The sequence below is a fragment of the Actinokineospora sp. NPDC051303 genome, assembly GCF_055586285.1.
Genome location: NZ_JBVJIN010000009.1, coordinates 1 through 23,631, shown reverse-complemented (window position 1 = coordinate 23,631; position 23,631 = coordinate 1). Strand labels below are relative to the sequence as shown.

Here is a 23,631-nt window from a genome sequence, read left to right as displayed (position 1 = left end):
TGTGCGCGCACCACCCCGGGCTGTGGCGCAGCTTGGTAGCGCATCCGCTTTGGGAGCGGAGGGTCGCAGGTTCAAATCCTGTCAGCCCGACAGGGCACCGATGTGCGAACCCCGGTCACGGTTGCCGTGACCGGGGTTCGCCATGTCCGCGCCTCGGCGCAGGATCTTGGTTTTGACCAGGAGTTCGCGGTGCTCGGCTTCGGGGTCCGAGGTCCAGGTGATCCCGCTGCCGGTGCCGTACTCGGCCTGGCCGCGGTCCCGGTCCACGACGGCGGTGCGGATGGCCACGTTGAACCGGGCGGTGACCGGCTCCCCCGGTGGGGCCAGCCAGCCGACCGCGCCGCAGTAGACGCCGCGTGGGCTGGGTTCCAGTTCGCGGATCAGAGCCATGGTGCTCGCCTTCGGCGCTCCGGTCACCGAGCCGCAGGGGAACAGCGCTCCGAACAGATCCGGCAAACCGGTGCGCGGGCGCAGGATCGCGGTGACATCGGAGGTCATCTGCAGCACGGTCGGATAGCGCTCCACCGACAGCAGCGACGGCACCCTGACGCTGCCGGGCACGGCCAGCCGGCCGATGTCGTTGCGCATCAGATCGACAATCATCACGTTCTCGGCGCGTTCCTTCGCGCTGGACAGCAGCGACCGTTCCAGCGCTAGGTCCTCCTCGGGGTCCGCGCCCCTGGGAGCGGTGCCTTTCATGGGCCGCAGCAGCACCCGGTCGCCGCGCGACTCGAAGAACAGCTCCGGGCTGGCGCTGGCGATCACGAAACGCCCGAGGTCGAGGTGGGCGTTGTAGGCGCCGCGCTGGGAGACCGCGAGGTCCCGGTAAAGCCCGGCCGGGTCGCCGCTGAAACCGCCGCGCAGCCGCACGGTGAGGTTGGTCTGATACGTCTCCCCCGCCGCGATCCGGTCGCGAACCCGTTCCACGCGCGCGCGGTACTCCCGCGGCGACCAGTCCGGCGCCCACCGGACCGCGTAGCCGCCCACCGGGAAACCACTGTCCACAACGGACACCAGCCGGGGTGGCGCGGTGATTCCGAACCAGGCCAGGGGCAGTCCCTCCGGCGGCGGGTGGACCACAAGCCCGGGATCGAGTCCCGCCGCGGCTTCGTAGGCCAGGAACCCGAAAGCCCAGCTTCCGCCCGCCACCGCCCGCCCCACGAGGTCCAGGACCGGCGCCACGTCCTCGGGCCGGTGGGCGGTCAGCACCTCGGCGGGGGCCGGGAACCGCAGCGCGGTCCGCGCGCGCAGGTCGTCAAACCGTGCCGTCGCGGTCATGTCACGGGAAGACGACCGTGCTGCGCCCGTTGAGCAGGACGCGGCGCTCGCAGTGCCAGCGCACCGCGCGGGACAGCGCGAGCGCTTCGGCGTCGCGGCCGACGGTCTGCAGCGCGTGCGGGTCGAAGGTGTGGTCGATCCGGATCACCTCCTGCTCGATGATCGGCCCTTCGTCCAGGTCCGAGGTCACGTAGTGCGCGGTGGCGCCGACGAACTTCACCCCGCGGTCGTAGGCCTGGTGGTAGGGCCGGGCGCCCTTGAACCCGGGCAGGAACGAGTGGTGGATGTTGATCGCGCGCCCGTGCAGCGCCTTGCTGGTGGCGTCCGACAGGATCTGCATGTAGCGCGCCAGCACGACGAGTTCCGCGTCGTACTCCTCGACCAGCCGCAGCAGGCGCGCCTCCGCGGCGGCCTTGGTGTCCGGGGTGACCGGGACGTGGATGTAGGGCAGACCGGCGGCCTCGGCCATCGGGCGCAGGTCCTCGTGGTTGGACACGACCGCGACGAGGTCGGCGCCGAGACTGCCCGCCCGCCAGCGGAAAATCAGGTCGTTGAGGCAGTGCCCGAGCTTGGAAACCATGACCAGGGTCCGCGCGTTCCGGTTGGCGGTGAACTCGTAGGTCATCTCGAAGTCGGCGGCCACCGACGCGAACCCGCGCGACATCTCCTCGACGTCCGCCCCGTCCGGCGCGGTGACCTGGGTGCGCATGAACAGGCGGTTGCGCACCGGGTCGTCGAACTGCTGGTGCTCGCCGATGTCGCACCCGCGCTCGAACAGGTATCCGCTCACCGCGCGCACGATGCCGGTGCGGTTCGGGCAGTTCAGGGTCAGGGCGAAGGTGTGGCTCACGGGGTCTCCTCAGCACTCCACGATGTTGAGAGCGAGCCCGCCGCGGGCCGTCTCCTTGTACTTGTCCTTCATGTCCGCGCCGGTCTCGCGCATGGTCTTGATCGCCTTGTCCAGCGACACGTGGTGCGCGCCGTCGCCGCGCACCGCCAGCCGGGCCGCGGTGATCGCCTTGATCGCGGCCACGGCGTTGCGCTCGATGCAGGGAATCTGCACGAGCCCGCCGACCGGGTCGCAGGTCAGGCCGAGGTTGTGCTCGATACCGATCTCAGCGGCGTTCTCCACCTGCTCCGGGGTGCCGCCAAGGACCTCCGCGAGCCCGGCCGCCGCCATCGAGCACGCCGAGCCGACCTCGCCCTGACAACCGACCTCCGCCCCGGAGATGGACGCGTTCTCCTTGAACAGCAACCCGATCGCGCCCGCGGTGAGCAGGAACCGCACGACGTCGTCGTCGGTGAAGGAGGGCAGGAACCGGGCGCAGTAGTGCAGCACGGCGGGCACGATCCCGGCCGCGCCGTTGGTCGGGGCCGTGACGACCCGGCCGCCCGCGGCGTTCTCCTCGTTCACCGCCAGCGCGAACAGCGTGACCCACTCCACGGCGTGCAACGGGTCCGCTTCGTCCCCGCCGGATTCCAGCCGTTCCCGCAGCGCCGCGGCGCGGCGGCGCACCTTGAGCCCGCCGGGCAGGGTTCCCCCGGTGCGCGTGCCGCGTTCGACGCACTCGCGCATCACCGACCAGATGTGCAGCAGCCCGGCGCGGATCTCCTCCTCGCCGCGCCAGGACAGCTCGTTGACCAGCATGATGTCGCTGATGCGCAGCCCGGTCCGCTGGGTGAGCGCGAGCAGCTCGTCGCCGGTGGCGAACGGGTGGCGGACCGGGACCTCGTGCTCCACCAGGACCGGGCGCCCGGTCTCGTCCTCGTCCAGCACGAACCCGCCGCCGACCGAGTAGTACTCCCGGCGGTCGACCTCGCCGCCGTGCGCGTCGTAGGCCGCGAACACCATGCCGTTGCTGTGGAAGTCCAGCCGCCCTCGGCGGTGCAGCACCACGTCGTCGTCCACCGAGAACGCGATGTCGTGCTTGCCGCGGAGACTGATCCGCCCCTCGGCGCGCGCGGCCTCGACCGCGGGCCCGGCCGCCGCCGGGTCGACCAGGTGCGGCTGCTCTCCCGCCAGCCCGAGCACCACCGCGGGCACGCTGCCGTGGCCGTGCCCGGTCGCGCCGAGCGAGCCGAACAGCTCGCAGCGCACGCGAGCCGTGCGGCCGAGCGCCCCGGACTCGTCTAGTCGGGTGACGAACAGGTACGCGGCCCGCATCGGGCCCACGGTGTGCGAGCTCGACGGCCCGATCCCGACCTTGAACAGGTCGAACACGGAGATGGTCATCGACGCTCCCGATCATCGCCACTTGGTATGACACTAATATATCAATGTAGTGTAAGTTGTCCCGTTAAGAAAGGGTCTGTGGATTTCAGGGGCTAAACTGCTGTCCGTGACCGCCGCCCCACAGGAACACGCCGCGCCGCCGCGCACTTCGCTGGCCGACCGCGCCTACACCGCGATCCAGGACCAGCTGATCATGCTGGACATCCCGCCGCTGGCGCCGATCGACGACGCCGCGCTGGCCCAGTCCCTCGGCGTCGGCCGCACTCCCGTCCGCGAGGCGATCAAGCGCCTGGAAGTGGACCGCCTGGTGATCACCTACCCGCGGCGCGGCACCTTCGCCACCGGCGTGGACATCACCGACCTCGCCCACATCTCCGAAATCCGCGTCCAGCTCGAACCCCTGGCCGCCCGCCGGGCCGCGGAGACCACCGCGCAGGGCGCGCGCGCCCAACTCGCCGAACTCGCCGACACCATCGGGGACATCGACGTGCGCGCGATCGGGCGCCACGAGCTGATGCGGTGGGACATGCGGGTGCACCGCGCGATCTACCGGGCCGCGGGCAACCCTCACCTGGAAGACACCCTGGTGCGCTACGACAACCTCGCCACCCGGATCTTCTGCCTGTTCCTCGACCGTCTGACACATTTCGACCGCCATATCGGAGAGCACGTGGGCCTGCTGCGGGCCATCGCCGACGGCGAGAGCGCGACAGCCGAGAAGATCGCCCGCGACCACGTCACCGGGTTCGAAAAGGCGATCCGGGCTGTCATCTGACACCGGACGACCATCTGACACCGGACGACCCATCTGACACCGGACGACCTCGGGGGGCACTCAGCCGCCGACCGCGGCCAGCACCTTGAGCGCGTCGCTCGTGGCCGCCACGTCGTGCACGCGCACGATCTTGGCGCCGCGCTGCGCCGCCACCACGGCCGCGGCCACCGATGCGGGCACCCGCTCACCCACCGGCCGCCCGGTGATCTGCCCGAGCATCGCCTTGCGCGAGAGCCCCGCCATGACCGGCACGCCGAGATCGGCGAAAGCTCCCAGCGACCGCAGCAGCGCGAGGTTGTGCTCCAGTGTCTTGCCGAAGCCGAACCCCGGGTCGATCACGACGCGCTCACGGGGGATGCCCGCGCGCACGCACACCTCGACGCGCTCGCGGAGGAACGCGCTCACTTCGGCGACGACGTCGACATAGGTCGGGTCGCGCTGCATCACCGGCGGTGGCCGGAGCATGTGCGTGAGGCACACCGGCACTCCCAGCGCCGCCGCGGTCTCGACGGCCCCCGGGTGGCGCAGCGCGCGCACGTCGTTGATCAGTCCCGCGCCCGCGGCCACGGCCGCCCGCATCACCTCGGGGGACGACGTGTCGACCGACAGCACCGCGTCCGTCCGCCGGGCCAGCCGCTCGATGACCGGCACGACGCGGTCGAGTTCCTCGGCGACGCTGGGCGGCCGGGCGCCCGGCCGCGTGGACTCACCCCCGATGTCGAGGATGTCGGCGCCCTCGTCGATCAGGCGGAGCCCGTGGCGAACCGCGGCCTCGGGGTCGCGGTAGGCGCCCCCGTCGGAGAACGAATCCGGTGTCACATTGAGGATTCCGCACACCAGGGTGCGTGGGCCGCGCAGCAGCCGCGGCAGGGGCGCCGTCAAGTCAGCGGATTCAGGCGCGGCGCGGCGCCCGGTCATGGCGCGCTCCGGGCGGCGGATTCGACGGTGTGCCGCAACAACAGCGCGGTGGTCACCGGCCCGACGCCGCCGGGCACCGGGGTCAGCCCGGCCACCCGGCCTGCCACCTCGGCGTGGTCCACGTCGCCCGCGAGGCCGCCGTCCGGGGTCGGGTTGGTGCCGACGTCGATCACGACCGCGTCGGGGTTGACGTGCTCGGCGGTGATCAGGCCGATCCTCCCGACAGCCACCACGAGCACGTCGGCGGGACGGGTGTGGTCGGCGAGGTCCACGGTGTGGCGATGGCACACGGTCACCGTCGCGTCGCGGCGCAGCAGCAACTGGGCCGCGGGCTTGCCGACCACGTTGGAACGGCCGACGACAACGGCCCGGCGACCGGCCAGCGGAACCTCGTAGTGCTCCAGCAGCGCCAGGACCGCCGCGGCCGTCGCGGGGACGAAGGCGGGCAGTCCGGCGCTGAGCCGCCCCAGGGACACCGGGTTGGCGCCGTCAACGTCCTTCTCCGGGGCGATCGACGCGGCGAGGTCTTCGACGCTCGCCCCGGCGGGCAGCGGGGTTTGCAGCATGATCCCGTGCACAGCCGGGTTCGCGCTGAGCGCGGCGAGCGTGTCCCGGACGCGTCCGGGATCGGCGTCAGGACCGAGATCAACCACCTCGCAGGTGATCCCGGTTTTGGCCGCGGCGTTCGCGATCGAGCGGACGTACCAAGCGGTCGACTCGTCGTCGGTGGCGACCACCACCGCCAGGCGCGGCGCGATGCCCGCCTCGGTCAGCCTGCCCGCCGCCGCCGTGACCGCGGCGCGGATGTCGCGGGCGAGCCCGGTGCCCTGGAGCACCGCGGTCGCCCGCACGGAGACAAGCGGCTTGGTCATCGCGCGATCACCTCCCGCACCGCCGCGGTCACCTTGTCGGCGCGCGCGACGATGTCGTCCACGGCGGCGATGCCCTCGGCCAGGTCGCGGCGCGCGTCCGGGTCGGTGATCTGCGCGAGGTTGATCTCCACGTTCACCCGGGCGGTGGTGGCCGCGGCGCGGGCGGCGTCCGCGGCGGCGGCGACGTCGCTGATGACGTTGCGGTTGCCGATCGGCAGCAGCCGCTCGGCCAGGCTGACCAGCTCGTCGGCGACGTGGGCCACCCGAGCGGGCACCCGGCCCGCCTCGACCAGGGCCGCCGCGATCGCCCGGGACCGCGCCGCCTTCTCCTCGTCGGTGGACCGCGGGCGCCGGTAGGCCGCGCCGACCGCGCCGAACGCGATGGCGTCCTCCTCGGCCAGGGTCAGCGCGAGTTCCCGCAGGTCGTCGGCCTGGTCGCGGACCGAGGTGACGGTGACGGCGTGCTGGGCGTACTTCTCGCCCTCGCTGAAGCGGGCGACCATGCCCAGCAGCGCGGCGGCCTGCGCGGCGTGCAGCCCGGCACTGGCCCCGCCGCCGGGCGCCGGTGTCCTGGCGGCGAGGGAACGCAGGAAGTTCTCAATCGTCTCGGTGCGCATGGCGTCGACCTTTCTGGTCGGCGGGCTGGCCGCCCGCGGATGGGTCGGGGTGCGCGGCCCCGCCGGGCCGAAGCCGCGCACCCCGGGCTCTTGGGGCACTCAGCGGCGGATGCGGGCCATCTCCGGGTCGACAAGCGGTTCCGCGGTCACGGTGGCGCGCACCTTCCGCTCGAAGTACTGGATCTCCACCGAGGCGCCCTCGGTGGCGGACGCGGGCAGCCACGCGTAGGCGATCGGCTTGCCGATGGTGTGGCCGAACGCCGCCGAGGTCACGTACCCCGCGGCCACGCCGTCGAGAAAAACCGGCTCATTGCCCAGCACCACGCTGCGGCCGTCATCGACGGTCAGACAGCGCAGCCTGCGGCCCACCGACTCCGCGCTCAGCCCGGCGATCGCCTCGTGGCCGACGTAACCGGTCTTCTTCTTGTTCACCGCGAACCCGAGCCCCGCCTCGTACGGGTTGTGCTCGGTCGTCATGTCGGAGCCCCAGGACCGGTAACCCTTCTCCAGCCGGAGGCTGTTGAACGCGGCCCGCCCCGCGGCGACCACGCCCAGCGGCTGCCCGGCCCGCCACAGCACGTCCCACAACCGCTGGCCGTACTCGGCGCTGGTGTAGATCTCCCAGCCGAGTTCGCCCACATAGGACAGTCGCATCGCGGTGACCGGAATGCCCGCGATGCGCGCGTGCTTGAGGCGGAAGTACTTCAGCGCTTCGTGGGAGAAGTCCTCGGAGCTCAACGGCTGCACCAGGGCCCGCGCCAGCGGTCCCCACACGCCGACGCAGCAGGTGCCGCCGGTGATGTCGCGGATCTGGACGCTGTCGTCCCCCTTGGCTTGGCGGCGGAAGTAGTCCAAGTCGAGGTTGCCGTTGGCGCCGACCTGGAACAGGTTCTCGCCGAGCCGGGCCACGGTCAGGTCGGAGCGGATGCCGCCAGCGTGGTCCAGCGCGAGCGTGTAGGTCACCGAGCCAACGGACTTGTCCATCATGCCGGTCGTCAGCCGCTGCAGGAACCCCACCGCGCCCGGTCCGCCGACCTCGATCCGCCTGAGCGGAGTCATGTCGTACATGGCGACGCCGGTGCGGGTCTTCCACGCCTCGGCCGCGGCGATCGGCGAGTGGAACATCGCCGACCAGGCGTCCCGCGACGGCGGTTGCCACGCCATCGGCAACTCCTTGACCAGGTGCGCGTTGGCCTCGTACCAGTGCGGCCGCTCCCAGCCGTGCGCGTCGAGGAAGAACGCGCCCAGTTCCCGCTGCCGCGCGTGGAACGGGCTGACCCGCAGGTCCCGCGGGGAGAGCTTGGGCTGCAAGGGATGCAGCACGTCGTAGATCTCCACGAAGTTGCGCTGCGACGTCTCGCTGACGTAGTCCTCGGACGTCTCGATCTCATCGAACCGGTGCACGTCGCAGCCGTGCAGCTCGGTCTCGCTGCGACCGTCCACAAGCGACTGAGCGACGGCGCGGGCCACCCCGGCGGAATGGGTCACCCACACGGCCTCGGCGATCCAGAAACCGGCCACGTCCGGGGACTCGCCGACCAGCGGGCCGCCGTCCGGGGTGAACGAGAAGATCCCGTTGAACCCGGCATCGATCTTCGCCTCGCGCAGCGCGGGCAGCAGTTCCCTGCTGTGCTCCCAGGACGGCGCGAAGTCCTCCTCGGTGAACGGCAGCATCGACGGCATGGCCGCCTCGGTCATGTCGTCGACCTCGGGCAGCTCGGACAGCCGCACGGGCATCGGGCGGTGGGCGTAGCAGCCGATGCCGAGCCGGTCGTTGTGCTCGCGGAAGTACAGGTCGCGGTCCTGGTGCCGCAGGATCGGCAGGCGGGCCTCGATCAGGTCGTCGTTGCGCCCGACAAGCTCGGCGATCTGGCCGGTGCGCACGTACTGGTGCGCCAGCGGCAGCAGCGGCACGGTCATGCCGACCAGCTCGCCGACGGCGGGCCCCCAGAACCCGGCGCAGGACACCACGATGTCCGCCGCGATCTCCTCGCCCGCCGCGGTGCGCACGCCCGTGACCCGACCGCCCCTCTGCAGCACCTCGGTGACCCGGCTCCCGCCGCGGAACACCGCGCCACGCGCCTGGGCGCGCCGGGCCAGTGCCACGACGGTTCGGGACGCCTTCGCGAGCCCGTCGGTCGGCGTGTGGAATCCGCCGAGCACGCGTTCGGGGTCCACCAGCGGGTGCAGCTCGGCGCAGCGCTCTGGGCCGACCACCTCCCCGGGCACGCCCCAGGAGGCAGCCCAGCCCTGCCTGCGGTGCAGCTCGGCGAGCCGCTCGGGGGTGGTCGCGATCTCCAGGCCGCCGACCTGGTTGAAGCACCAGGCGCCGTCGACGTCGAGGCCGCTGAGCTTCTCGACGGTGTACGTGGCGAACTCGGTCATGGTCTTGGACGCGTTCGTCTGGTAGACGAGGCCCGGCGCGTGGGAGGTGGAGCCGCCGGTGAGGGGCAGCGGCCCCTGGTCCAGGACCGTGACCTGATTCCAGCCGCGCAGCGTGAGCTCGTCGGCCAGGTTCGCGCCGACGATCCCGGCTCCGATGATGACGACGCGAGGAATGGTGCTCACGGCGACTCTCTCCTAACGGTGGGAACAGGCAGGAACTCCTCGGCCGCGTCGATCAACCAGGCGGCGAGGTAGGGCGCGAACGACGGCCGCACGAACAGGCGGAAGTCGTCGTGGCCGAGCGCGAGGATCAGCACGCCCGCCCGCCCGACGATCGTCTGGGCGCAGGAACCCGCCGGGAACGCCGAGGGGCGCAGGTCCAGCGCGCAACCGAAGGACAGCAGTTCCCGCACCCGCGCTCCGCGCAGCCGCAGGCTGGTCCGCTGCGCGGAGACGTCGACCGCCGCGCCGTCGTAGGCCGAGACAATCCAGCCCAGTTCGTCCTCGAACTCCCGTGGGCCGACTCCTGAGCTGGTGACCAGCCATTCGTCGGGACCCAGCCAGATGATCTGGCCGCGGCCGGTGTGCGTCCACGTGTTGGGTTCGACGGGCAGCGCCGCGCCCAGCGCCCGGCCCACGGCCTGCGCGCCGGGCCCGGCGGGGTCCACGCGCAGGTCCACGGCGCTCACGTCGTCCTCGGCCAGCACGGCGAGCCCGGGCACCTGCCAGGTCAGCAGGGTCAGCGCGGGCTTCCAGTCCGCCAGCGGGTGCGCGCGATACAGCTTGTCAGCCATCGCGGGGTCAGCCATCGCGACGTGCTCCTTCCGGGTCCACCAGCACGGTTTCGCCGATCTCGGCCTCGACGAGCACGCCGTCCACCGGCACGTGCACCAGCTCGCCGATCCGGGCACGGCCGCCGCTGACCAGCGCGAGCGCGAACGGGCGGCCGAGCTCGGCGCTGTGGTAGCTGGAGGTGACGTGCCCGAGCATCGGCACCGGCGGCGCGGGCAGGGCGCCATCCGGGCACAGCGCCACGATCTGGGAGCCCTCGGGCAGCTTGGTCCGGCCATCGGTCGGCAGCAGCGAGACGAACTGCTTGCGCCGCGGATTCAGGTTCTCCGGCCGGGAGAACGAGCGCTTGCCGATGAAGTCGTCCTTCTTCTTCGACACCACCCAGCTCATCCCGAGGTCCTGCGGGGTGACCGTGCCGTCGGTGTCCTGCCCGATGATCGGGTAGCCCTTCTCCGCCCGCAGCACGTGCATCGTCTCGGTGCCGTAGGGCGTGATGCCGAAGCGGCTTCCGGCCGCCAGCAACCGCTGCCACAGCGCGAGCCCGTACCGGGAGTCGATGTTGAGCTCATAGGCCAGCTCGCCGGAGAACGAGATGCGGGCGACGCGCACCGGGATTCCGTCGAGCGTGGTGTCCTGCCAGGACATGAAGGGGAACGCCGCGTTGGACACGTCGAGGTCCGCGAAGACCTCGCCCACCACCTCGCGCGACCGCGGCCCCACGACCGGGAAGACGGCCCACTGCTCGGTGACCGACGCCAGGTACACGCGAAGCTCCGGCCACTCGGTCTGCAGCCATTCCTCCATCCAGTCCAGAACGGCGGCCGCCCCGCCGGTGGTCGTGGTGACCAGGAACCGGTTGTCGGCGATACGCAGCACGGTGCCGTCGTCGATGACCATGCCGTCGTTGCCGCACATCACGCCGTACCGGACCCGGCCGACGTTGAGCGTGCTCATCATGTTCGTGTAGATCCGGTCGAGGAACACCCCGGCGTCCGGGCCCTGGACGTCGATCTTGCCCAGCGTGGAGCCGTCCATGATCCCCACGCCCGCCCGGGTCGCCGCGCATTCGCGCAGCACGGCCGCGTCCATGTCCTCACCGGGTCGCGGGTAGTAGCGGGCGCGCTTCCACTGGCCGACGTCCTCGAACACTGCTCCGGCGGCCACATGCCAGGAATGCACCGCGGTGACCCGTTCCGGGTCGAACAGCCTGCCCCGCTCCCGTCCGGCGAGCGCGGCGAAGGCCACGGGCGTGTAGGGCGGGCGGAACGTGGTGGTGCCCAGTTCCCCGATCGGGCGGCCGAGCAGTTCCGCGGCGATGCCGGAGGCGATGACGCCGGAGGTTTTGCCCTGGTCGTGCGCGGTGCCGATGGTGGTGTAGCGCTTGATGTGCTCCACCGAGCGCATCCCGGCGCCGACCGCGCGGGCGATGTCGGCGACGGTGGCGTCGCGCTGGAGGTCGACGAACTGCCGGTCCGGGTCGCCCTCGGTGCGCCACAGCACTTTCGCGGGCGTGCGGGCGGGCCCGGCCTCGACGGACGGGGCCTGCTCCCCCGCGCCCTCGCGCACCACGTCCGCCAGGTCGAAGGCGCCGTTGGCGGCGCCGATCACGCTGACGCCGGGCAGCGGCGCGCCCGGGCGGAACGCGCCGAGGGACGCGTCGTAGACCAGCGCGCCCTTGACGTGGCTGAACAGGTGCGCCACCGGAGACCAGCCGCCGGAGACCAGCAGCAGGTCCGCGGGCAGCCGAACGCCGCCGTCTGGCGTGCGTGCCAGCACACCGGAAACGCGCGTGGTCCCCTCGGTGCCGGTGACCACAGTGGAGGGATGCACAGGGATTCCCCTTTCCCCAGCACGGGATCGCCATTCCCGCGGGGGGTGCTCGCGGGCGTCAAGGACGGTGACCCGCGCGCCCGCGGCGGCGAGATCGACTGCGGCGGCGTAGGCGGAGTCGTCACTGGTGAACACCACGACCTCGCGCCCGGCGAGAACGCCGTGGCGGTGCAGGTAGTCCCGGGCCGCCGAGGCGAGCATGACGCCCGGGCGGTCGTTGTCGGCGAACACGATCGGCCGCTCGTGCGCCCCGGTCGCGACGACGACCCGCAGCGCGCGGACCCGGTGCAGCCGCTGCCGGGACCGGTTGGCGGGCGCGTCGGCGCCGAGGTGGTCGGCGCGCCGCTCCAGCGCGAGCACGAAGCCGTCCTCGTACTGGCCCAACGCGGTGGTGCGCGGCAGGTACGTCACCTCGGGGTGGCGCGCCAACTCGGCGACGACCTCGTCCACGAAGTCCAGGGCCGGACGCCCGTCGATCCGCTCCGTGCCCGTCAGGCTGCCGCCGGGGGTGGCGCGGTCATCGATCAGCACCACGCTCTCCCCGGCCCGGGCGGCGCCGCGGGCGGCCAGCAGCCCGGCCGGGCCCGCGCCGATCACCAGGGTGTCGGTGTGGGTGTGCTTGCGGTCGTAGCGCGCGGGGTCGGGCACCTCGGCGAGCCGACCCTGTCCGTTGACGCCGCGGGCGACCAGGCCGTCGGTCAGCTCGACCGCGGCGGCCTGCAGCATCGGCTCCGGGAACGGCTTCTCGATCTGCACCAGGCCGGTGGCGTCCTCGGTCCAGGCCGCGCCGATCCCACGCGGCCTGCCCAGCTTCACGCTGGTCCCGATCCAGTGCACGCCGTTGGCCAGCAGGGCCGAGGCGAGCGTGTCACCGGGGTGGCCGGTGTAGGCGCGGCCGTCGAAGGTGAAGGTGAGCGTGCGGCCGCGGTCGACGCGGCCGTATCCGTCGACCCGGCTCATGCCCGGACCTCCGAGACTCGGCGGGCGGCGTCCAGGCCGGGAACCCGTGGCGCGGGTTCGCCGACCCGGTAGGTGGCCAGGAACTGGTGGGTGCGGGTGTCGCGGACGGCGTTGAACCAGCGGCGGCAGCCCGCGCTGTGACTCCACCGCTCCGTGAAGGGGCCCTTGGGGTTGTCGCGGTAGAACACGAACTCCGCCCATTCCTGGTCGGACAGGTCGGCGGGCTGGTCCGGGTAGGCGATGTCGGCCTGGCCGCCGTAGTGGAACTCGACCTCCTCGCGGGGGCCGCACCACGGGCAGTGGATGAGTTGCATGGCGGTCCTCGCGTTTCAGTGGGCCACGGCGGCGGCGCCGTGCTCGTCGACGAGCGCGCCGGTGGTGAACCGGTCGAGGCTGAACGGGGCGACAAAGGGGTGCGGCTCGCCGTGGGCCAGGGTGTGCGCGAGGCACCAGCCCAGCCCCGGCGTCGCCTTGAACCCGCCGGTCCCCCACCCGGCGTTGACGAAGACGTTCTCGTAGGGGGTGTGGCCGACGACCGGGCTCGCGTCCGGGGTGACGTCCACGATCCCGGCCCAGGACCGCAGCAGGTGCGCGCGGGCGAAGACCGGGAACAGCTCCACGGCCGCCGCCATCTGCCGCTCGATGATGTGGAAAGCGCCGCGCTGCCCGTAGCCGTTGTAGGAGTCCACGCCCGCGCCCATCACCAGCTCGCCCTTGTGCGCCTGGGAGACGTAGACGTGCACGGCGTTGGACATCACGATCGTCGGGTGGACCGGCTCCAGCAGCTCCGAGACCAGCGCCTGGAGCGGATGCGACTGCAACGGGGCGCGGACGCCGAGCATGTCCAGCAGCACCGACGTGTGCCCGGCCGCGCAGAGGGCGACCGTGCCGCAGGCGATGTCGCCCCGGGTGGTGCGCACCCCGCTCACCCGGTCGCCGTCGACGGTGAACCCGGTGACCTCGCAGTCCTGGATGAGGTCGATCCCGGCTTCGTCGGCGCGGTGGGCAAAGCCCCACGCCACGTAGTCGTGTTTGGCGATGCCCGCCCTCGGCTGATGGGTCGCGCCGAGCACCGGGTAGCGGATGTCGGCGGAGGTGTTGACGATCGGACAGATCCGTTTGACCTCGTCCGGCCCGATCCACTCCGCGTCGATCCCATTGAGCTTGTTGGCTTCCACACGGCGGACCGAGTCGCGGACGTCCTGCTCGGTGTGCGCGAGGTTGAGCACACCGCGCTGGGAGAACAGGATCGGGTAGCCGAGGTCGGCTTCCAAGCCCTCCCACAGCTTCAGGGCGTGCTCGTAGATGGCCGCTGACTCGTCCCACAGGTAGTTGGAGCGGATCAGCGTGGTGTTGCGGGCCATGTTGCCGCCCGCCAGCCAGCCCTTCTCCACGACCGCGACGTTGGTGATGCCGTGGTTGCGCGCCAGGTAGTACGCCGTGGCCAGGCCGTGGCCGCCGCCCCCGACGATCACCACGTCGTAGGACCGCTTCGGCTCCGGGTTCCGCCAGAGGAAGTCGGCGTGCTCGGGCAGGTGCGCGCCGGGCGCGGTCGCGGCGCTCATCGGGCCACCTCACTTGCTCGGTGGCCTCGCGCGCCAACGCACTGTGCCACTGATTCGCTCGCAAGCTCGCTCACTAGGCCAACCTCACTCATTCGGTTGCCTCGCAGGCCTGCGCACTGTGCCGATGATTCGCTCGCAAGCTCGCTCATGCCGACAGCTCCGGGTAGAGGGGGTGCTGGGCGGCGAGCGCGGCGACCCGCCCGGCCAGCGCGTCGAGGTCCGCGTCGGAGGTCCCGGGCCGCAGGGTCAGCGCGATGATGTCGGCGACCTCGGTGAACTCCGCCGCGCCGAACCCGCGGGCGGCCAGCGCCGGGGTGCCGATGCGCACGCCGGAGGACACCATCGGCGGGCGCGGGTCGAACGGGACGGCGTTGCGGTTCACGGTGATCCCGACGCGGTGCAGCCGGTCCTCGGCCTGCTGGCCGTCCAGCTCGGAATCACGCAGGTCGACCAGGACGAGGTGGACGTCGGTGCCGCCGGAGACGACGCCGACCGCCGCTTCCCGCAGCAGCCGGTCCGCGATGATCCGCGCGCCAGCCAGGGTCCGCTCCTGCCGCTCCCGGAACGCCGGTTCCCCGGCGAGCTTGAACGCCACCGCCTTGCCCGCGATCACATGCTGCAGCGGGCCGCCCTGCAGGCCGGGGAAGACGCTGGAGTTGAGCTTCTTGGCCAGCTCCTGCCGCGCGAGCACGACACCGCCGCGCGGTCCGCCGAGGGTCTTGTGCGTGGTCGAGGTGACCACGTGGGCGTGCGGCACCGGCGACGGGTGCAGCCCGGCGGCGACCAGGCCCGCGAAGTGCGCCATGTCCACCATCAGGTAGGCGCCCACCTCGTCGGCGATCCGGCGGAACTCCGCGAAGTCGAGGTGCCGGGGGTAGGCCGACCAGCCCGCGATGATCAGCTTCGGGCGCCGCTCCCGCGCCAGCCGTTCCACCTCCGCCATGTCGACGCGGTGGTCGTCTTCGCGAACGTGGTAGGGCACGGCCTGGAAGTACTTTCCGGAGAAGGTCAGGCGCATCCCGTGGGTCAGGTGCCCGCCGTGCGCGAGATCGAGCCCCAGGAAGGTGTCGCCGGGGTCGAGCAGCGCGGCCATGACCGCCGCGTTCGCCTGCGCGCCGGAGTGCGGCTGCACGTTCGCGTACTCCGCGCCGAACAGCGCCTTGACCCGGTCGATCGCCAGTCGCTCGATCGTGTCGACGTGCTCGCAGCCGCCGTAGTAGCGGCGGCCCGGGTAGCCCTCGGCGTACTTGTTGGTCAGCACCGAGCCCTGGGCCTCGATCACGCTGAGCGGCGCGAAGTTCTCGCTCGCGATCATCTCCAGTGTCTCCCGCTGCCTGCCCAGTTCCCGGCCGATAGCGGCGTGCACCTCCGGGTCCGTCTCGGCCAGCGGCAGGCCGAGCACACGCGCGGGGCTTGGCGTCTCCTGACGATCAACCGTCACGGACATCCGGCAGACCTCCCATCACCACTTGTTCGACAACTAATATATCAGTTACATGTCACAATAGAACGCGTTTCGGCGCCGGTCAACACCCGTCGGGAAACCGTTGCCCGGCAGGAGGAACGTCAGTGCCCCCGGGCGATCCACTCGGCCAGGCACGGCGCCTCGGCGCCAATCGTGGTCGAGTCGCCATGTCCGGTGTGGACGGTGGTGTCACCAGGCAGCGTGAGCAAAGCGCCGCGGATGGAGCGAATGATCGTCTCGAAGCTGGAGAACGAGCGGCCGGTGGCGCCGGGGCCGCCGCGGAACAGCGTGTCGCCGGTGAACACCGTGGTCAACTCCGGCACGTGCAGGCAGATCGAGCCCGGCGAGTGCCCCGGCGTCGACAGGACACGCAGCTCGACGCCCCCCACGGTGAGGACCTGTTGGTCCCGCAACTCGCTGTCGGGCAGGCGGTCCGGGTGGGTCAGGTTCCACAGCGGCGCTTCGGCGGGACTGAGCATGATCGGCGCGGCGAAGGTGTCAGCGAGCACCGGCGCCTGGTTGATGTGGTCGTCGTGGGCGTGGGTGCACACGATCGCCGCCACCCGGCGGTCACCGACCCGCGCCGCGATCGCCTCCGCGTCGTGCGCGGGATCGATGATGACGACCTCGCGATCGTCGCCGACCAGCCAGACGTTGTTCTCGACCTGCCAGGTGCCGCCGTCCAGCGAGAACGTGCCCGAGGTGACCAGCCGCTCGATGGGACTCACAGGACCACCACCGACCGCAGCACATCGCCGCGGTGCATCTTCGCGAACGCGTCCTCCACCTGGTCCAGGGCGATCTCCTCGGTGACGAACTTCTCCAGCGGAAGCCGCCCCCGCAGGTGCAGGTCGACCAGGGCCGGGAAGTCCCGGGAGGGCAGGCAGTCGCCGTACCAGGAGGACTTCAGCGCCCCGCCCCGCGAGAAGTACTCGATCAGCGGCAGCTCCGGCGCGGACATGTCGGGCGTCGGCACGCCGACAAGCACCACCGTGCCCGCCAGGTCGCGGGCCCGGAACGCCTGCTTCCACGTTTCCGGCCGTCCCACGGCATCGATCACCACGTCGGCGCCGAACCCGCCGGTGTGCCGCTGGATCTCCTCGACCGTGTCGACGTCCTTGGCGTCGACAGTGTGCGTGGCGCCGAACTCCCGTGCCTTGTCCAGCTTGCGCCAGTCCGTGTCCACCGCCACGATCGTGGTCGCGCCTGCCAGCGCGGCTCCGACAATCGCGCCCGCGCCGACGCCGCCGCAGCCGATCACCGCGACTGAGTCGCCCCGGCCCACTCCCCCGGTGTTGACCGCGGCGCCGATTCCGGCCATCACCCCGCAGCCCAGCAGCCCAGCCACCTGCGGCTTGATCCGAGGGTCGACCTTGGTGCACTGCCCGGCCGCCACCAGGGTCTTCTCCGCGAAGGCCCCGATGCCGAGCGCGGGGCTCAGCTCCTGCCCCGAGGCCAGCGTCATCTTCCGCGCCGCGTTGCGCGTGTCGAAGCAGTACTGCTGTTTGCCCTTTCGGCAGGCACGGCACTGCCCGCACACCGCGCGCCAGTTGAGAATCACGTAGTCACCCGGCGCGAGGTCCGTGACGCCGTCGCCGACGGACTCCACGACCCCGGCCGCCTCGTGCCCGAGCAGGAACGGGAACTCGTCGTTGATCCCGCCCTCCCGGTAGTGCAGATCGGTGTGGCACACCCCGCACGCCTGAACCTGGACCACGGCCTCGCCCGGGCCGGGATCGGGAATCACGATCGTCTCGACGGTCACGGGCTTGCCCTGGGCGAGTGAGACGACTCCGCGCACTTGCTGTGGCATTGGTTGTTCTCCTTAGTTCCTTGGTGCTCAGCGGCGGACCAGTCGCACGACGATCCACTTGGAGGTGGGCGTCCCGGATTCGAGCGCCTGGGAGTCGAGTGGGACGAGCGGGTTGGTCTCCGGGTAGTAGGCGGCGGCGCAGCCTTTGGGGGTGTCGTAGGCGACGGCGCGGAAGTCCCGCGCCCAGCGCCGGGTGAGCCCGCCGCGGTCGTCGGGCCACTCGGAGACCAGGTCGACGCGGTCGCCGTCGCCGAGCCCGAGTTCGGCGAGGTCGGCCTGGTTGACGAACACGACGCGACGCCCGGAGCGGATGCCTCGGTAGCGGTCGTCCAGGCCGTAGATCGTGGTGTTGAACTGGTCGTGGCTGCGCAGCGTCTGCAGGACCAGCCGTCCCTCTGGGACGGTCAGCACCTCAAGCGGGCTGACCGAGAACACCGCTTTGCCCTCGGGCGTGGGGAATGTGCGGGAGTCACGCGGCCCGTGCGGCAGGGTGAACGCGGCGTGCCGCCGGATCTTCTCGTCGTAGTCCGCGCAGCCCGGCACGACCCGCCCGATCCGCTGCCGGATTGTCGAGTAGTCGCCCGCGAACTCCCGCCACGGAATGCCGTGGCGAGCGCCGAGCGTGGCGTGCGCGATACCACAGACAATGTCCACTTCGGACCGCAGCAGGGGCCCAACCGGGGTCGAGCGGCCCCGCGAGACGTGCACGACGGACATGGAGTCCTCCACCGTGACGCGCTGCTCGACGCCACCGGTGTGGTCCTGTTCGGTGCGGCCGAGGGTGGGCAGGATGAGCGCGTCGCGGCCCGCGGCGAGGTGGCCGCGGTTGAGCTTGGTGGAGATCTGCACGGTCAGCGCCGCCGACCGCAGCGCGGCCTCGGTGACCTCGGTGTCGGACATGGCGGCGGCGAAGTTCCCGCCCAGGCCGACGAACACCTTCGCCCGCCCGTCGCGCATGGCTCGGACAGCGGCCACCGCGTCGTGCCCGTGCGCGCGCGGCGGCGCGAAGCCGAACTCGGCGCCGAGCGCGTCGAGGAAGGAGTCCGGGACCTTCTCCCAGATGCCCATGGTGCGGTCGCCCTGGACGTTGGAGTGTCCCCGCACGGGGCACAGCCCGGCACCGGGCTTGCCGATCATTCCCCGCAGGAGGGTGACGTTGACAATCTCCTTGACGGTGGCGACCGCGTTGCGGTGCTGGGTGATTCCCATCGCCCAGCAGTTCACGATCCGCTTCGCGCCCGCCAGCATCCGCGCCGCCGCCTCGATCTCCGCCCGGGGCAGGCCGGTGGCGGCGAGCACCTGGTCCCAGTCCAGCTGGCGGATGTGCCTTTCCCACTCCGGGAATCCCACGGTGTGCCGGTCGATGAAGTCGCGGTCAACGACCGTGCCGGGGTGCTCGTCCTCGGCTTGGAGCAACAGGTGCCCGAACGCCTGCCACAGCGCGAGATCGCCGTTGGAGCGGACCCGCAGGTACCGGTCGGCGAGGCCGGTCCCGACGGCCAGGCCGCGCGGGGTCTGCGGGTTGTTGAACTTGAGCAACCCGGCCTCGCGCAACGGGTTGATCGCCAGAATCCGAGCGCCATTGCGCTTCGCCTTTTCCAGCGCGGACAGCATCCGGGGGTGATTCGTGCCCGGGTTCTGCCCGGAGACCACGATCAGATCGGCCTCGTGCACATCCCGCAACGACACCGATCCCTTGCCAATGCCGATGGTGCGGGCCAGGCCGACCGAGGTCGACTCATGGCACATGTTGCTGCAATCCGGCAGGTTGTTCGTGCCGAACGCCCGCGCGAACAGCTGGTACACGAACGCGGCCTCGTTCGACGCCCGTCCTGAGGTGTAGAACAGCGCCTCGTCCGGCGAGTCCAGCGCGTTCAGGTGCTCGGCGACCAGAGCGAAGGCGTCCTCCCACGAGATCGGCTCGTAGCGGTCCGCCCCGGCCCGGCGCACCATCGGGTGCACCAGCCTGCCCTGGCGTTCCAGCCAGTAGCCGGTCTGCTTCTCCAGCACCGAGATCGGGTGGGCGGCGAAGAACTCCGGGCCCACGGTCCGCCGCTGCCCTTCCCACGCCACGGCTTTCGCGCCGTTCTCGCAGAACTCGGCGGTGTGCCGGTGGTCCTGCGGGTCCGGCCACGCGCAGGACATGCAGTCGAAGCCGTCGACCTGGTTGAGCGACAACAGGTTCGTCGCGGACTTGCGCGGCCCCATCTGCCGCAGTGCCCGCGCCATCGACACCCACACCGCCGTCAGACCGGCGGCGTGGGTCGCGGGCTCGCCCACCGTCAGCCGGGTCTCCTCGGCGTCGACCGGTGGTTCCACCACAGGGGGCCGCTCGTCGGGCACTGCGCACCTCGGTTCGGGGTCGACTGGGACAAGGTCTCGGGCGCCGGATCAGTCGGCGAGCTTCTCGGCCACCCACTCGTGGAAAGCGGCGATGTGGTGCTCGCTGGGCACGAGCACGCCCCCGGCCGCGTACGCCCGGGACGACATCGTGGGCTGGCACCGCTCGCAGGCGTCGAAGTCCTGCTGGTTGACGCGGTGGAACAACTCGACAGAGCGCGAGATGTCCTTGCCCTGCGCGACGACGTCCTCGGCGTAGAGCCAGTCGCACTCCACGATCGTGCGGTCGGGCGCGATGGGGTACATCCGATGGAAGATCACGTGGTCGGGCACCAGGTTGATGAACACCTGCGGATTCACCGTGATCGCGTAGTAGCGCCGGTCGTGCTGGTCGGCCAGCCCGTCGAGCCTGCCGACGCCATCGCTGCCATCGACGGTGAAGCCCTTGATCTCGGGGCCGAACTCGGCGCCGTGGCCCACGAAATACTGCGCGGCCAGGCCGTCGGCGAACTCCGGCAGCACCTCGGTCAGCTCCGGGTGGATCGTGGCGCAGTGGTAGCACTCCATGAAGTTCTCGACGATCAGCTTCCAGTTCGCCTTGACGTCGTAGGTGATCCGGCGGCCCACGACAAGCTCGTCAAGCCGCCAGTCCTCGATCGCGCGCGGATCGCCCAGCCGATGGCTCACCGCGCCGACCACAGTGTCCTCAAAGGACGGTGGCACGTCGGCGAGGCACACCCAGGCGGCGCCCAGCCACTCCCGCAGGTGCACCGGGATCAGCCCGTACTCGGTGCGGTCGACGTCGGCCATCGCGCCGAGGTTCGGCGCGGCGATCAGCTTGCCGTCCAGGCCGTAGGTCCACGCGTGGTACGGGCATTGCAGGGAGCGGCGCACTTCGCCGCTCTCCTCAAGGCACAGTTGAGCGCCCCGGTGGCGGCACACGTTGAGGAAGGCGCGCAGCGCGCCGTCGCGGCCGCGGACCAGCAGCACGCTCTCCGTGCCCACCTGCACATTCCGGAACTTGCCCGGGGTGGGCAGGTCCGCGCCGCGGGCTGCGGCGAACCACATCGACTCGAAGATCCGCGACTGTTCCTGGCGGAAGATCTCGGGATCGGTGTAGTACCGGCCGGGCAGGGTGGCGACGAGACTGGCGGGCAGTGGGGTGCTGGTGGTCACGGTTGGCACCTTTCGTACGAGGTCAGGCGGCCAGGTCGGCGCCGGTGGCGAGTTCGCGCCGCAGACGGGCGAAGGGACGGGGCCGGTCCATCGCGAACGCCGCGACCGCGCGGCCTTCGCGCCGGTACACGGCGAGGAAACTGCGGGAATCGGTGTCGCCGTCGACGACTTCGACCTCGTCGCCGTCGCGGCGGTGGCCCGCGAACTGCAACCGCACGCCGTACTGGTCGGACCAGAAGTACGGCAGGGCGTGCTGCGCGGGTGGCGTGTACGGGTGGCCGAGCAGGCTGGCCGCCGCGGCGGCCGGTTGCTGCGCCGCGTTCGTCCAGTGCTCCAGCCGGTGCGGGGCGCCGGTGTAGGCCCGGTAGGACCGGGCGCAGTCGCCGACGGCCACCACGCCGGGCAGGTTCGTGGCGCAGGCGGCGTCGGTGAGCACGCCGCCGTCGCAGCACAGGCCTGAGCCCGCGAGCCAGTCGACGCACGGGACCGCGCCGATCCCGGCGACCACCACGTCGGCGGGCAGGTCGCTCCCGTCGGCCAGGCGGACCGACCGGACCCGCCCGTCGCCGGTCAGCGCGTCGACGCCGATCCCGGTGACGAGCCGCACGCCGTGCTCGCCGTGCAGCGCGGCGCACACCCGCCCCATATCAACGCCGAGCGGCCCGGCGAGCGGGGTGGGCAGCGTCTCGACAACCGTGACCTCCAGGCCGAGAGCCGCCGCGGTCGAGGCGATCTCCGCGCCGATGAAGCCCGCGCCGACGAGCACGATGCGGGCGCCCGGCGTCAGCTCCGCACGCAGCGCGGTGGCGTCGTCGAGGGTCCGGACGGTGTGCACGCCGTCGAGCCGGGGGCCGGGCAGCCGCCGGGCGGTGGCGCCGGTCGCGATCACCACGCCGTCGGAGGCGATCCGCTCGCCGGAGTCCAGCACGACAGCGGCGCCGGAGGGGTCGAGCTGGGTCGCGCGGCGGCCGAGCCGCCAGTCGAGGTCCAGGTCGGCGTCCTCTGGGGTGGTCAGTGTGAGGTCTTCGGCTGTCATGGCGCCCGCGAGGAACTCCTTGGACAGCGGCGGCCGGTCGTAGGGCCGGTGCCGCTCGGCGCCGACGAGCACGATGCGGCCCGAGAAGGACCGCTCACGCAGCGCCCGCGCGGTGGACAGGCCCGCGAGGGAGGCCCCGACGATGGTGATCGAGCGCGTCACGCGACATCGACCGCCCCGGTCGGGGCCGAGTTCGGCCGCCGGTCGGCAGGCGTGGCCGACAGGGTCACGTAGACGACGCCGTCCACCACCACGACCTGGTGTGTGCGGACTGGCACCTTGGCGGGCGGCCCGCTCGGCTTGCCGGTGCGCAGGTCGAAGCAGGCCGCGTGCAGCGGGCACTCGACCAGGCACCCGTCGAGCCAGCCGTCGGCCAGGGACGCGTCCTGGTGGGTGCAGGTGTCGTCGATGGCGTAGAGAGTCCCGTCGGCGTTGAACACCGCGATCGGAACGTCCGCCTCGATCCGGACGGCTTCCCCCTCGGGGAGTTCGGCAAGCGCGCAAACCGGGATCACGACGACCTCCTGTTTCGTATTACACAACCGGAAGTGCTATACGCAACATCGTGACTCCCGCCCCCGGCCCTGTCAATGGCCCGGCGCGAAGTTGATGCACATAGCGGTTATCGTTGCGGTATGAGCAACGACCAGGGGCGGGTGCGCAATGGGGGCGAGGGCTCTGCGACCCAGGTCCAGTCCGTTGACCGCGCCCTTGCCATCCTCGATTTCCTGGCCAAGCACGGCAGCGCGGGCGTCACCGAGATCGCCAGCGAACTCGACGTGCACAAGTCCACCGCCTTCCGGCTCGTGGTGGCGCTGGAGAACCGGCAACTGGTCGAGCAGATCGAGGAGCGCGGCAAGTACCGGCTCGGCTTCGGCATCGTCCGCCTCGCTGGCGCGACGACGGCCCGGCTGGACCTGTCCAAGGAGAGCAGGCCGGTGTGCGCCCAACTCGCCGCCGAGTGCGGCGAGACGGTGAACGTGGCGATCCTGGACTCCGGGGGCGCCACGAACGTCACGCAGGAGCAGGGCAACGCCACCATCGCCGTGCGGAACTGGATCGGCCAGCGAACGCCGCTGCACGCCACCTCCAGCGGCAAGGCGCTGCTCGCCTGGACCGATGCCGACACCGTCGCCAAGGCCCTGGCCGACAAGCTTGACCGGTACACCGAGCACACCATCACCACCAAACCCGCACTGCGTGCCGAGCTGCGGCGGGTGCGGGAGCGCGGCTGGGCCAGCACCGCCGAGGAGCTGGAGATCGGCCTCAACGCCGTGGCCGCCCCCATCCACGGCCCGGACGGCAACGTCGTCGCCGCGGTCAGCGTGTCCGGCCCGTCCTACCGCCTCACCGCGGAGTCGTTCCCGGACATCGCCAAGAAGCTGCTGGCGGGCGCGGCGGAGATCAGCTTCCGGATCGGCTACTACGGTCCGCCACGCGACTGACCGGTCCGCGCCTCGGGGGGGGGGGGGGGGGGGGGGGGGAGAGGGGGGGGGGGGGGGGGGGGGGAGGGGGCGGGGGGGGGGGGGGGTGTGCGCCTGTTCTGGGGGGGGGAGGTGGGGGGGGGGGAGGGTGA

At 71.7% G+C, this 23,631-nt stretch carries 20 protein-coding genes and 1 tRNA gene; 3 read left to right on the top strand and 18 right to left on the bottom strand.

Annotated features, from left to right (window positions below; translation table 11 throughout):
• Positions 1–16: 16 nt before the first annotated feature.
• Positions 17–90, top strand: a tRNA-Pro gene (locus ACZ6SD_RS09315).
• Here ACZ6SD_RS09315 and pabB read toward each other — a convergent pair.
• From pabB to ACZ6SD_RS09300, 3 genes are read right to left on the bottom strand one after another with little or no spacing between them, the layout of a single operon-like run.
• On the bottom strand, positions 82–1,278 hold the full coding sequence (pabB, locus tag ACZ6SD_RS09310; protein WP_465316432.1) for an aminodeoxychorismate synthase component I: 1,197 nt from the start codon (positions 1,276–1,278) through the stop codon (positions 82–84). The genes ACZ6SD_RS09315 and pabB overlap by 9 nt on opposite strands.
• Before the next feature lies 1 nt (position 1,279).
• Positions 1,280–2,128: a formyltetrahydrofolate deformylase gene (gene purU, locus ACZ6SD_RS09305; RefSeq protein WP_465316431.1), complete on the bottom strand. Its 849-nt coding sequence runs from the start codon at positions 2,126–2,128 to the stop codon at positions 1,280–1,282.
• 9 nt (positions 2,129–2,137) lie between these two features.
• Positions 2,138–3,511 carry an L-serine ammonia-lyase gene (locus ACZ6SD_RS09300; protein WP_465316430.1) on the bottom strand — a complete coding sequence of 458 codons (1,374 nt, stop codon included), beginning with the start codon at positions 3,509–3,511 and terminating at the stop codon, positions 2,138–2,140.
• Between the two features lie 106 nt (positions 3,512–3,617).
• Between ACZ6SD_RS09300 and ACZ6SD_RS09295 the strand changes: the two genes are divergently transcribed.
• Entirely contained in the window at positions 3,618–4,286 is a 669-nt protein-coding gene (locus ACZ6SD_RS09295; protein WP_465316429.1) for a GntR family transcriptional regulator, read from the top strand.
• Positions 4,287–4,346: 60 nt separating this feature from the next.
• On the opposite strand, the gene folP is transcribed toward ACZ6SD_RS09295, so the two are convergent.
• From folP to ACZ6SD_RS09220, 15 genes are all read right to left on the bottom strand, one after another.
• Positions 4,347–5,204, bottom strand: a complete 858-nt coding sequence (folP, locus tag ACZ6SD_RS09290) for a dihydropteroate synthase (RefSeq protein ID WP_465316428.1) — start codon at positions 5,202–5,204, stop codon at positions 4,347–4,349.
• Complete coding sequence (locus ACZ6SD_RS09285) at positions 5,201–6,076, bottom strand: bifunctional 5,10-methylenetetrahydrofolate dehydrogenase/5,10-methenyltetrahydrofolate cyclohydrolase (RefSeq protein WP_465316427.1); 876 nt, start codon at positions 6,074–6,076, stop codon at positions 5,201–5,203. The genes folP and ACZ6SD_RS09285 overlap by 4 nt, the downstream gene beginning before the upstream one ends.
• On the bottom strand, positions 6,073–6,693 hold the full coding sequence (locus ACZ6SD_RS09280; protein ID WP_465316426.1) for a cyclodeaminase/cyclohydrolase family protein: 621 nt from the start codon (positions 6,691–6,693) through the stop codon (positions 6,073–6,075). Before ACZ6SD_RS09280 ends, ACZ6SD_RS09285 begins: the two co-directional genes overlap by 4 nt.
• A 99-nt stretch (positions 6,694–6,792) precedes the next feature.
• Complete coding sequence (locus tag ACZ6SD_RS09275; RefSeq protein ID WP_465316425.1) at positions 6,793–9,261, bottom strand: GcvT family protein; 2,469 nt, start codon at positions 9,259–9,261, stop codon at positions 6,793–6,795.
• Positions 9,258–9,887 carry a sarcosine oxidase subunit gamma gene (locus tag ACZ6SD_RS09270; RefSeq protein WP_465316424.1) on the bottom strand — a complete coding sequence of 210 codons (630 nt, stop codon included), beginning with the start codon at positions 9,885–9,887 and terminating at the stop codon, positions 9,258–9,260. The genes ACZ6SD_RS09275 and ACZ6SD_RS09270 overlap by 4 nt, the downstream gene beginning before the upstream one ends.
• A complete protein-coding gene (locus ACZ6SD_RS09265; RefSeq protein WP_465316423.1) occupies positions 9,880–12,660 on the bottom strand; it encodes a 2Fe-2S iron-sulfur cluster-binding protein in 2,781 nt (926 codons plus the stop codon). Before ACZ6SD_RS09265 ends, ACZ6SD_RS09270 begins: the two co-directional genes overlap by 8 nt.
• Positions 12,657–12,974, bottom strand: a complete 318-nt coding sequence (locus ACZ6SD_RS09260; RefSeq protein ID WP_465316422.1) for a sarcosine oxidase subunit delta — start codon at positions 12,972–12,974, stop codon at positions 12,657–12,659. Before ACZ6SD_RS09260 ends, ACZ6SD_RS09265 begins: the two co-directional genes overlap by 4 nt.
• Before the next feature lie 15 nt (positions 12,975–12,989).
• Positions 12,990–14,225, bottom strand: a complete 1,236-nt coding sequence (locus ACZ6SD_RS09255; RefSeq protein ID WP_465316421.1) for a sarcosine oxidase subunit beta family protein — start codon at positions 14,223–14,225, stop codon at positions 12,990–12,992.
• Between the two features lie 145 nt (positions 14,226–14,370).
• Positions 14,371–15,672, bottom strand: coding sequence for a serine hydroxymethyltransferase (locus ACZ6SD_RS09250; protein ID WP_465316420.1), 1,302 nt, complete (start codon positions 15,670–15,672; stop codon positions 14,371–14,373).
• Between the two features lie 119 nt (positions 15,673–15,791).
• Positions 15,792–16,418: an MBL fold metallo-hydrolase gene (locus ACZ6SD_RS09245; protein WP_465316419.1), complete on the bottom strand. Its 627-nt coding sequence runs from the start codon at positions 16,416–16,418 to the stop codon at positions 15,792–15,794.
• Positions 16,415–17,503, bottom strand: a complete 1,089-nt coding sequence (locus ACZ6SD_RS09240) for an S-(hydroxymethyl)mycothiol dehydrogenase (protein ID WP_465316418.1) — start codon at positions 17,501–17,503, stop codon at positions 16,415–16,417. The genes ACZ6SD_RS09245 and ACZ6SD_RS09240 overlap by 4 nt, the downstream gene beginning before the upstream one ends.
• Positions 17,504–17,530: 27 nt before the next feature.
• Positions 17,531–19,846, bottom strand: coding sequence for an FdhF/YdeP family oxidoreductase (locus ACZ6SD_RS09235; protein ID WP_465316417.1), 2,316 nt, complete (start codon positions 19,844–19,846; stop codon positions 17,531–17,533).
• A 48-nt stretch (positions 19,847–19,894) separates the two neighbouring features.
• Positions 19,895–21,019 carry an aromatic ring-hydroxylating oxygenase subunit alpha gene (locus ACZ6SD_RS09230; RefSeq protein ID WP_465316416.1) on the bottom strand — a complete coding sequence of 375 codons (1,125 nt, stop codon included), beginning with the start codon at positions 21,017–21,019 and terminating at the stop codon, positions 19,895–19,897.
• Between the two features lie 22 nt (positions 21,020–21,041).
• On the bottom strand, positions 21,042–22,217 hold the full coding sequence (locus tag ACZ6SD_RS09225; protein WP_465316415.1) for an NAD(P)/FAD-dependent oxidoreductase: 1,176 nt from the start codon (positions 22,215–22,217) through the stop codon (positions 21,042–21,044).
• Positions 22,214–22,570 (bottom strand): bifunctional 3-phenylpropionate/cinnamic acid dioxygenase ferredoxin subunit, encoded by a 357-nt coding sequence (locus tag ACZ6SD_RS09220; protein WP_465316414.1) that lies wholly within the window; start codon positions 22,568–22,570, stop codon positions 22,214–22,216. The genes ACZ6SD_RS09225 and ACZ6SD_RS09220 overlap by 4 nt, the downstream gene beginning before the upstream one ends.
• A gap of 120 nt (positions 22,571–22,690) precedes the next feature.
• Here ACZ6SD_RS09220 and ACZ6SD_RS09215 point away from each other — a divergent pair, with 120 nt between their 5' ends.
• Positions 22,691–23,500, top strand: coding sequence for an IclR family transcriptional regulator (locus ACZ6SD_RS09215; RefSeq protein WP_465316413.1), 810 nt, complete (start codon positions 22,691–22,693; stop codon positions 23,498–23,500).
• Positions 23,501–23,631 lie beyond the last annotated feature (131 nt).

Coding starts and splice junctions, on each gene's coding strand:
- ACZ6SD_RS09255 (WP_465316421.1), bottom strand. CDS start 14,225: ATGAGCGCCGCGACCGCGCCCGGCGCGCACCTGCCCGAGCACGCCGAC.
- pabB (WP_465316432.1), bottom strand. CDS start 1,278: ATGACCGCGACGGCACGGTTTGACGACCTGCGCGCGCGGACCGCGCTG.
- ACZ6SD_RS09250 (WP_465316420.1), bottom strand. CDS start 15,672: ATGTCCGTGACGGTTGATCGTCAGGAGACGCCAAGCCCCGCGCGTGTG.
- ACZ6SD_RS09265 (WP_465316423.1), bottom strand. CDS start 12,660: ATGAGCCGGGTCGACGGATACGGCCGCGTCGACCGCGGCCGCACGCTC.
- ACZ6SD_RS09215 (WP_465316413.1), top strand. CDS start 22,691: ATGAGCAACGACCAGGGGCGGGTGCGCAATGGGGGCGAGGGCTCTGCG.
- ACZ6SD_RS09270 (WP_465316424.1), bottom strand. CDS start 9,887: ATGGCTGACCCCGCGATGGCTGACAAGCTGTATCGCGCGCACCCGCTG.
- ACZ6SD_RS09300 (WP_465316430.1), bottom strand. CDS start 3,511: ATGACCATCTCCGTGTTCGACCTGTTCAAGGTCGGGATCGGGCCGTCG.
- ACZ6SD_RS09240 (WP_465316418.1), bottom strand. CDS start 17,503: ATGCCACAGCAAGTGCGCGGAGTCGTCTCACTCGCCCAGGGCAAGCCC.
- ACZ6SD_RS09285 (WP_465316427.1), bottom strand. CDS start 6,076: ATGACCAAGCCGCTTGTCTCCGTGCGGGCGACCGCGGTGCTCCAGGGC.
- folP (WP_465316428.1), bottom strand. CDS start 5,204: ATGACCGGGCGCCGCGCCGCGCCTGAATCCGCTGACTTGACGGCGCCC.
- ACZ6SD_RS09260 (WP_465316422.1), bottom strand. CDS start 12,974: ATGCAACTCATCCACTGCCCGTGGTGCGGCCCCCGCGAGGAGGTCGAG.
- ACZ6SD_RS09280 (WP_465316426.1), bottom strand. CDS start 6,693: ATGCGCACCGAGACGATTGAGAACTTCCTGCGTTCCCTCGCCGCCAGG.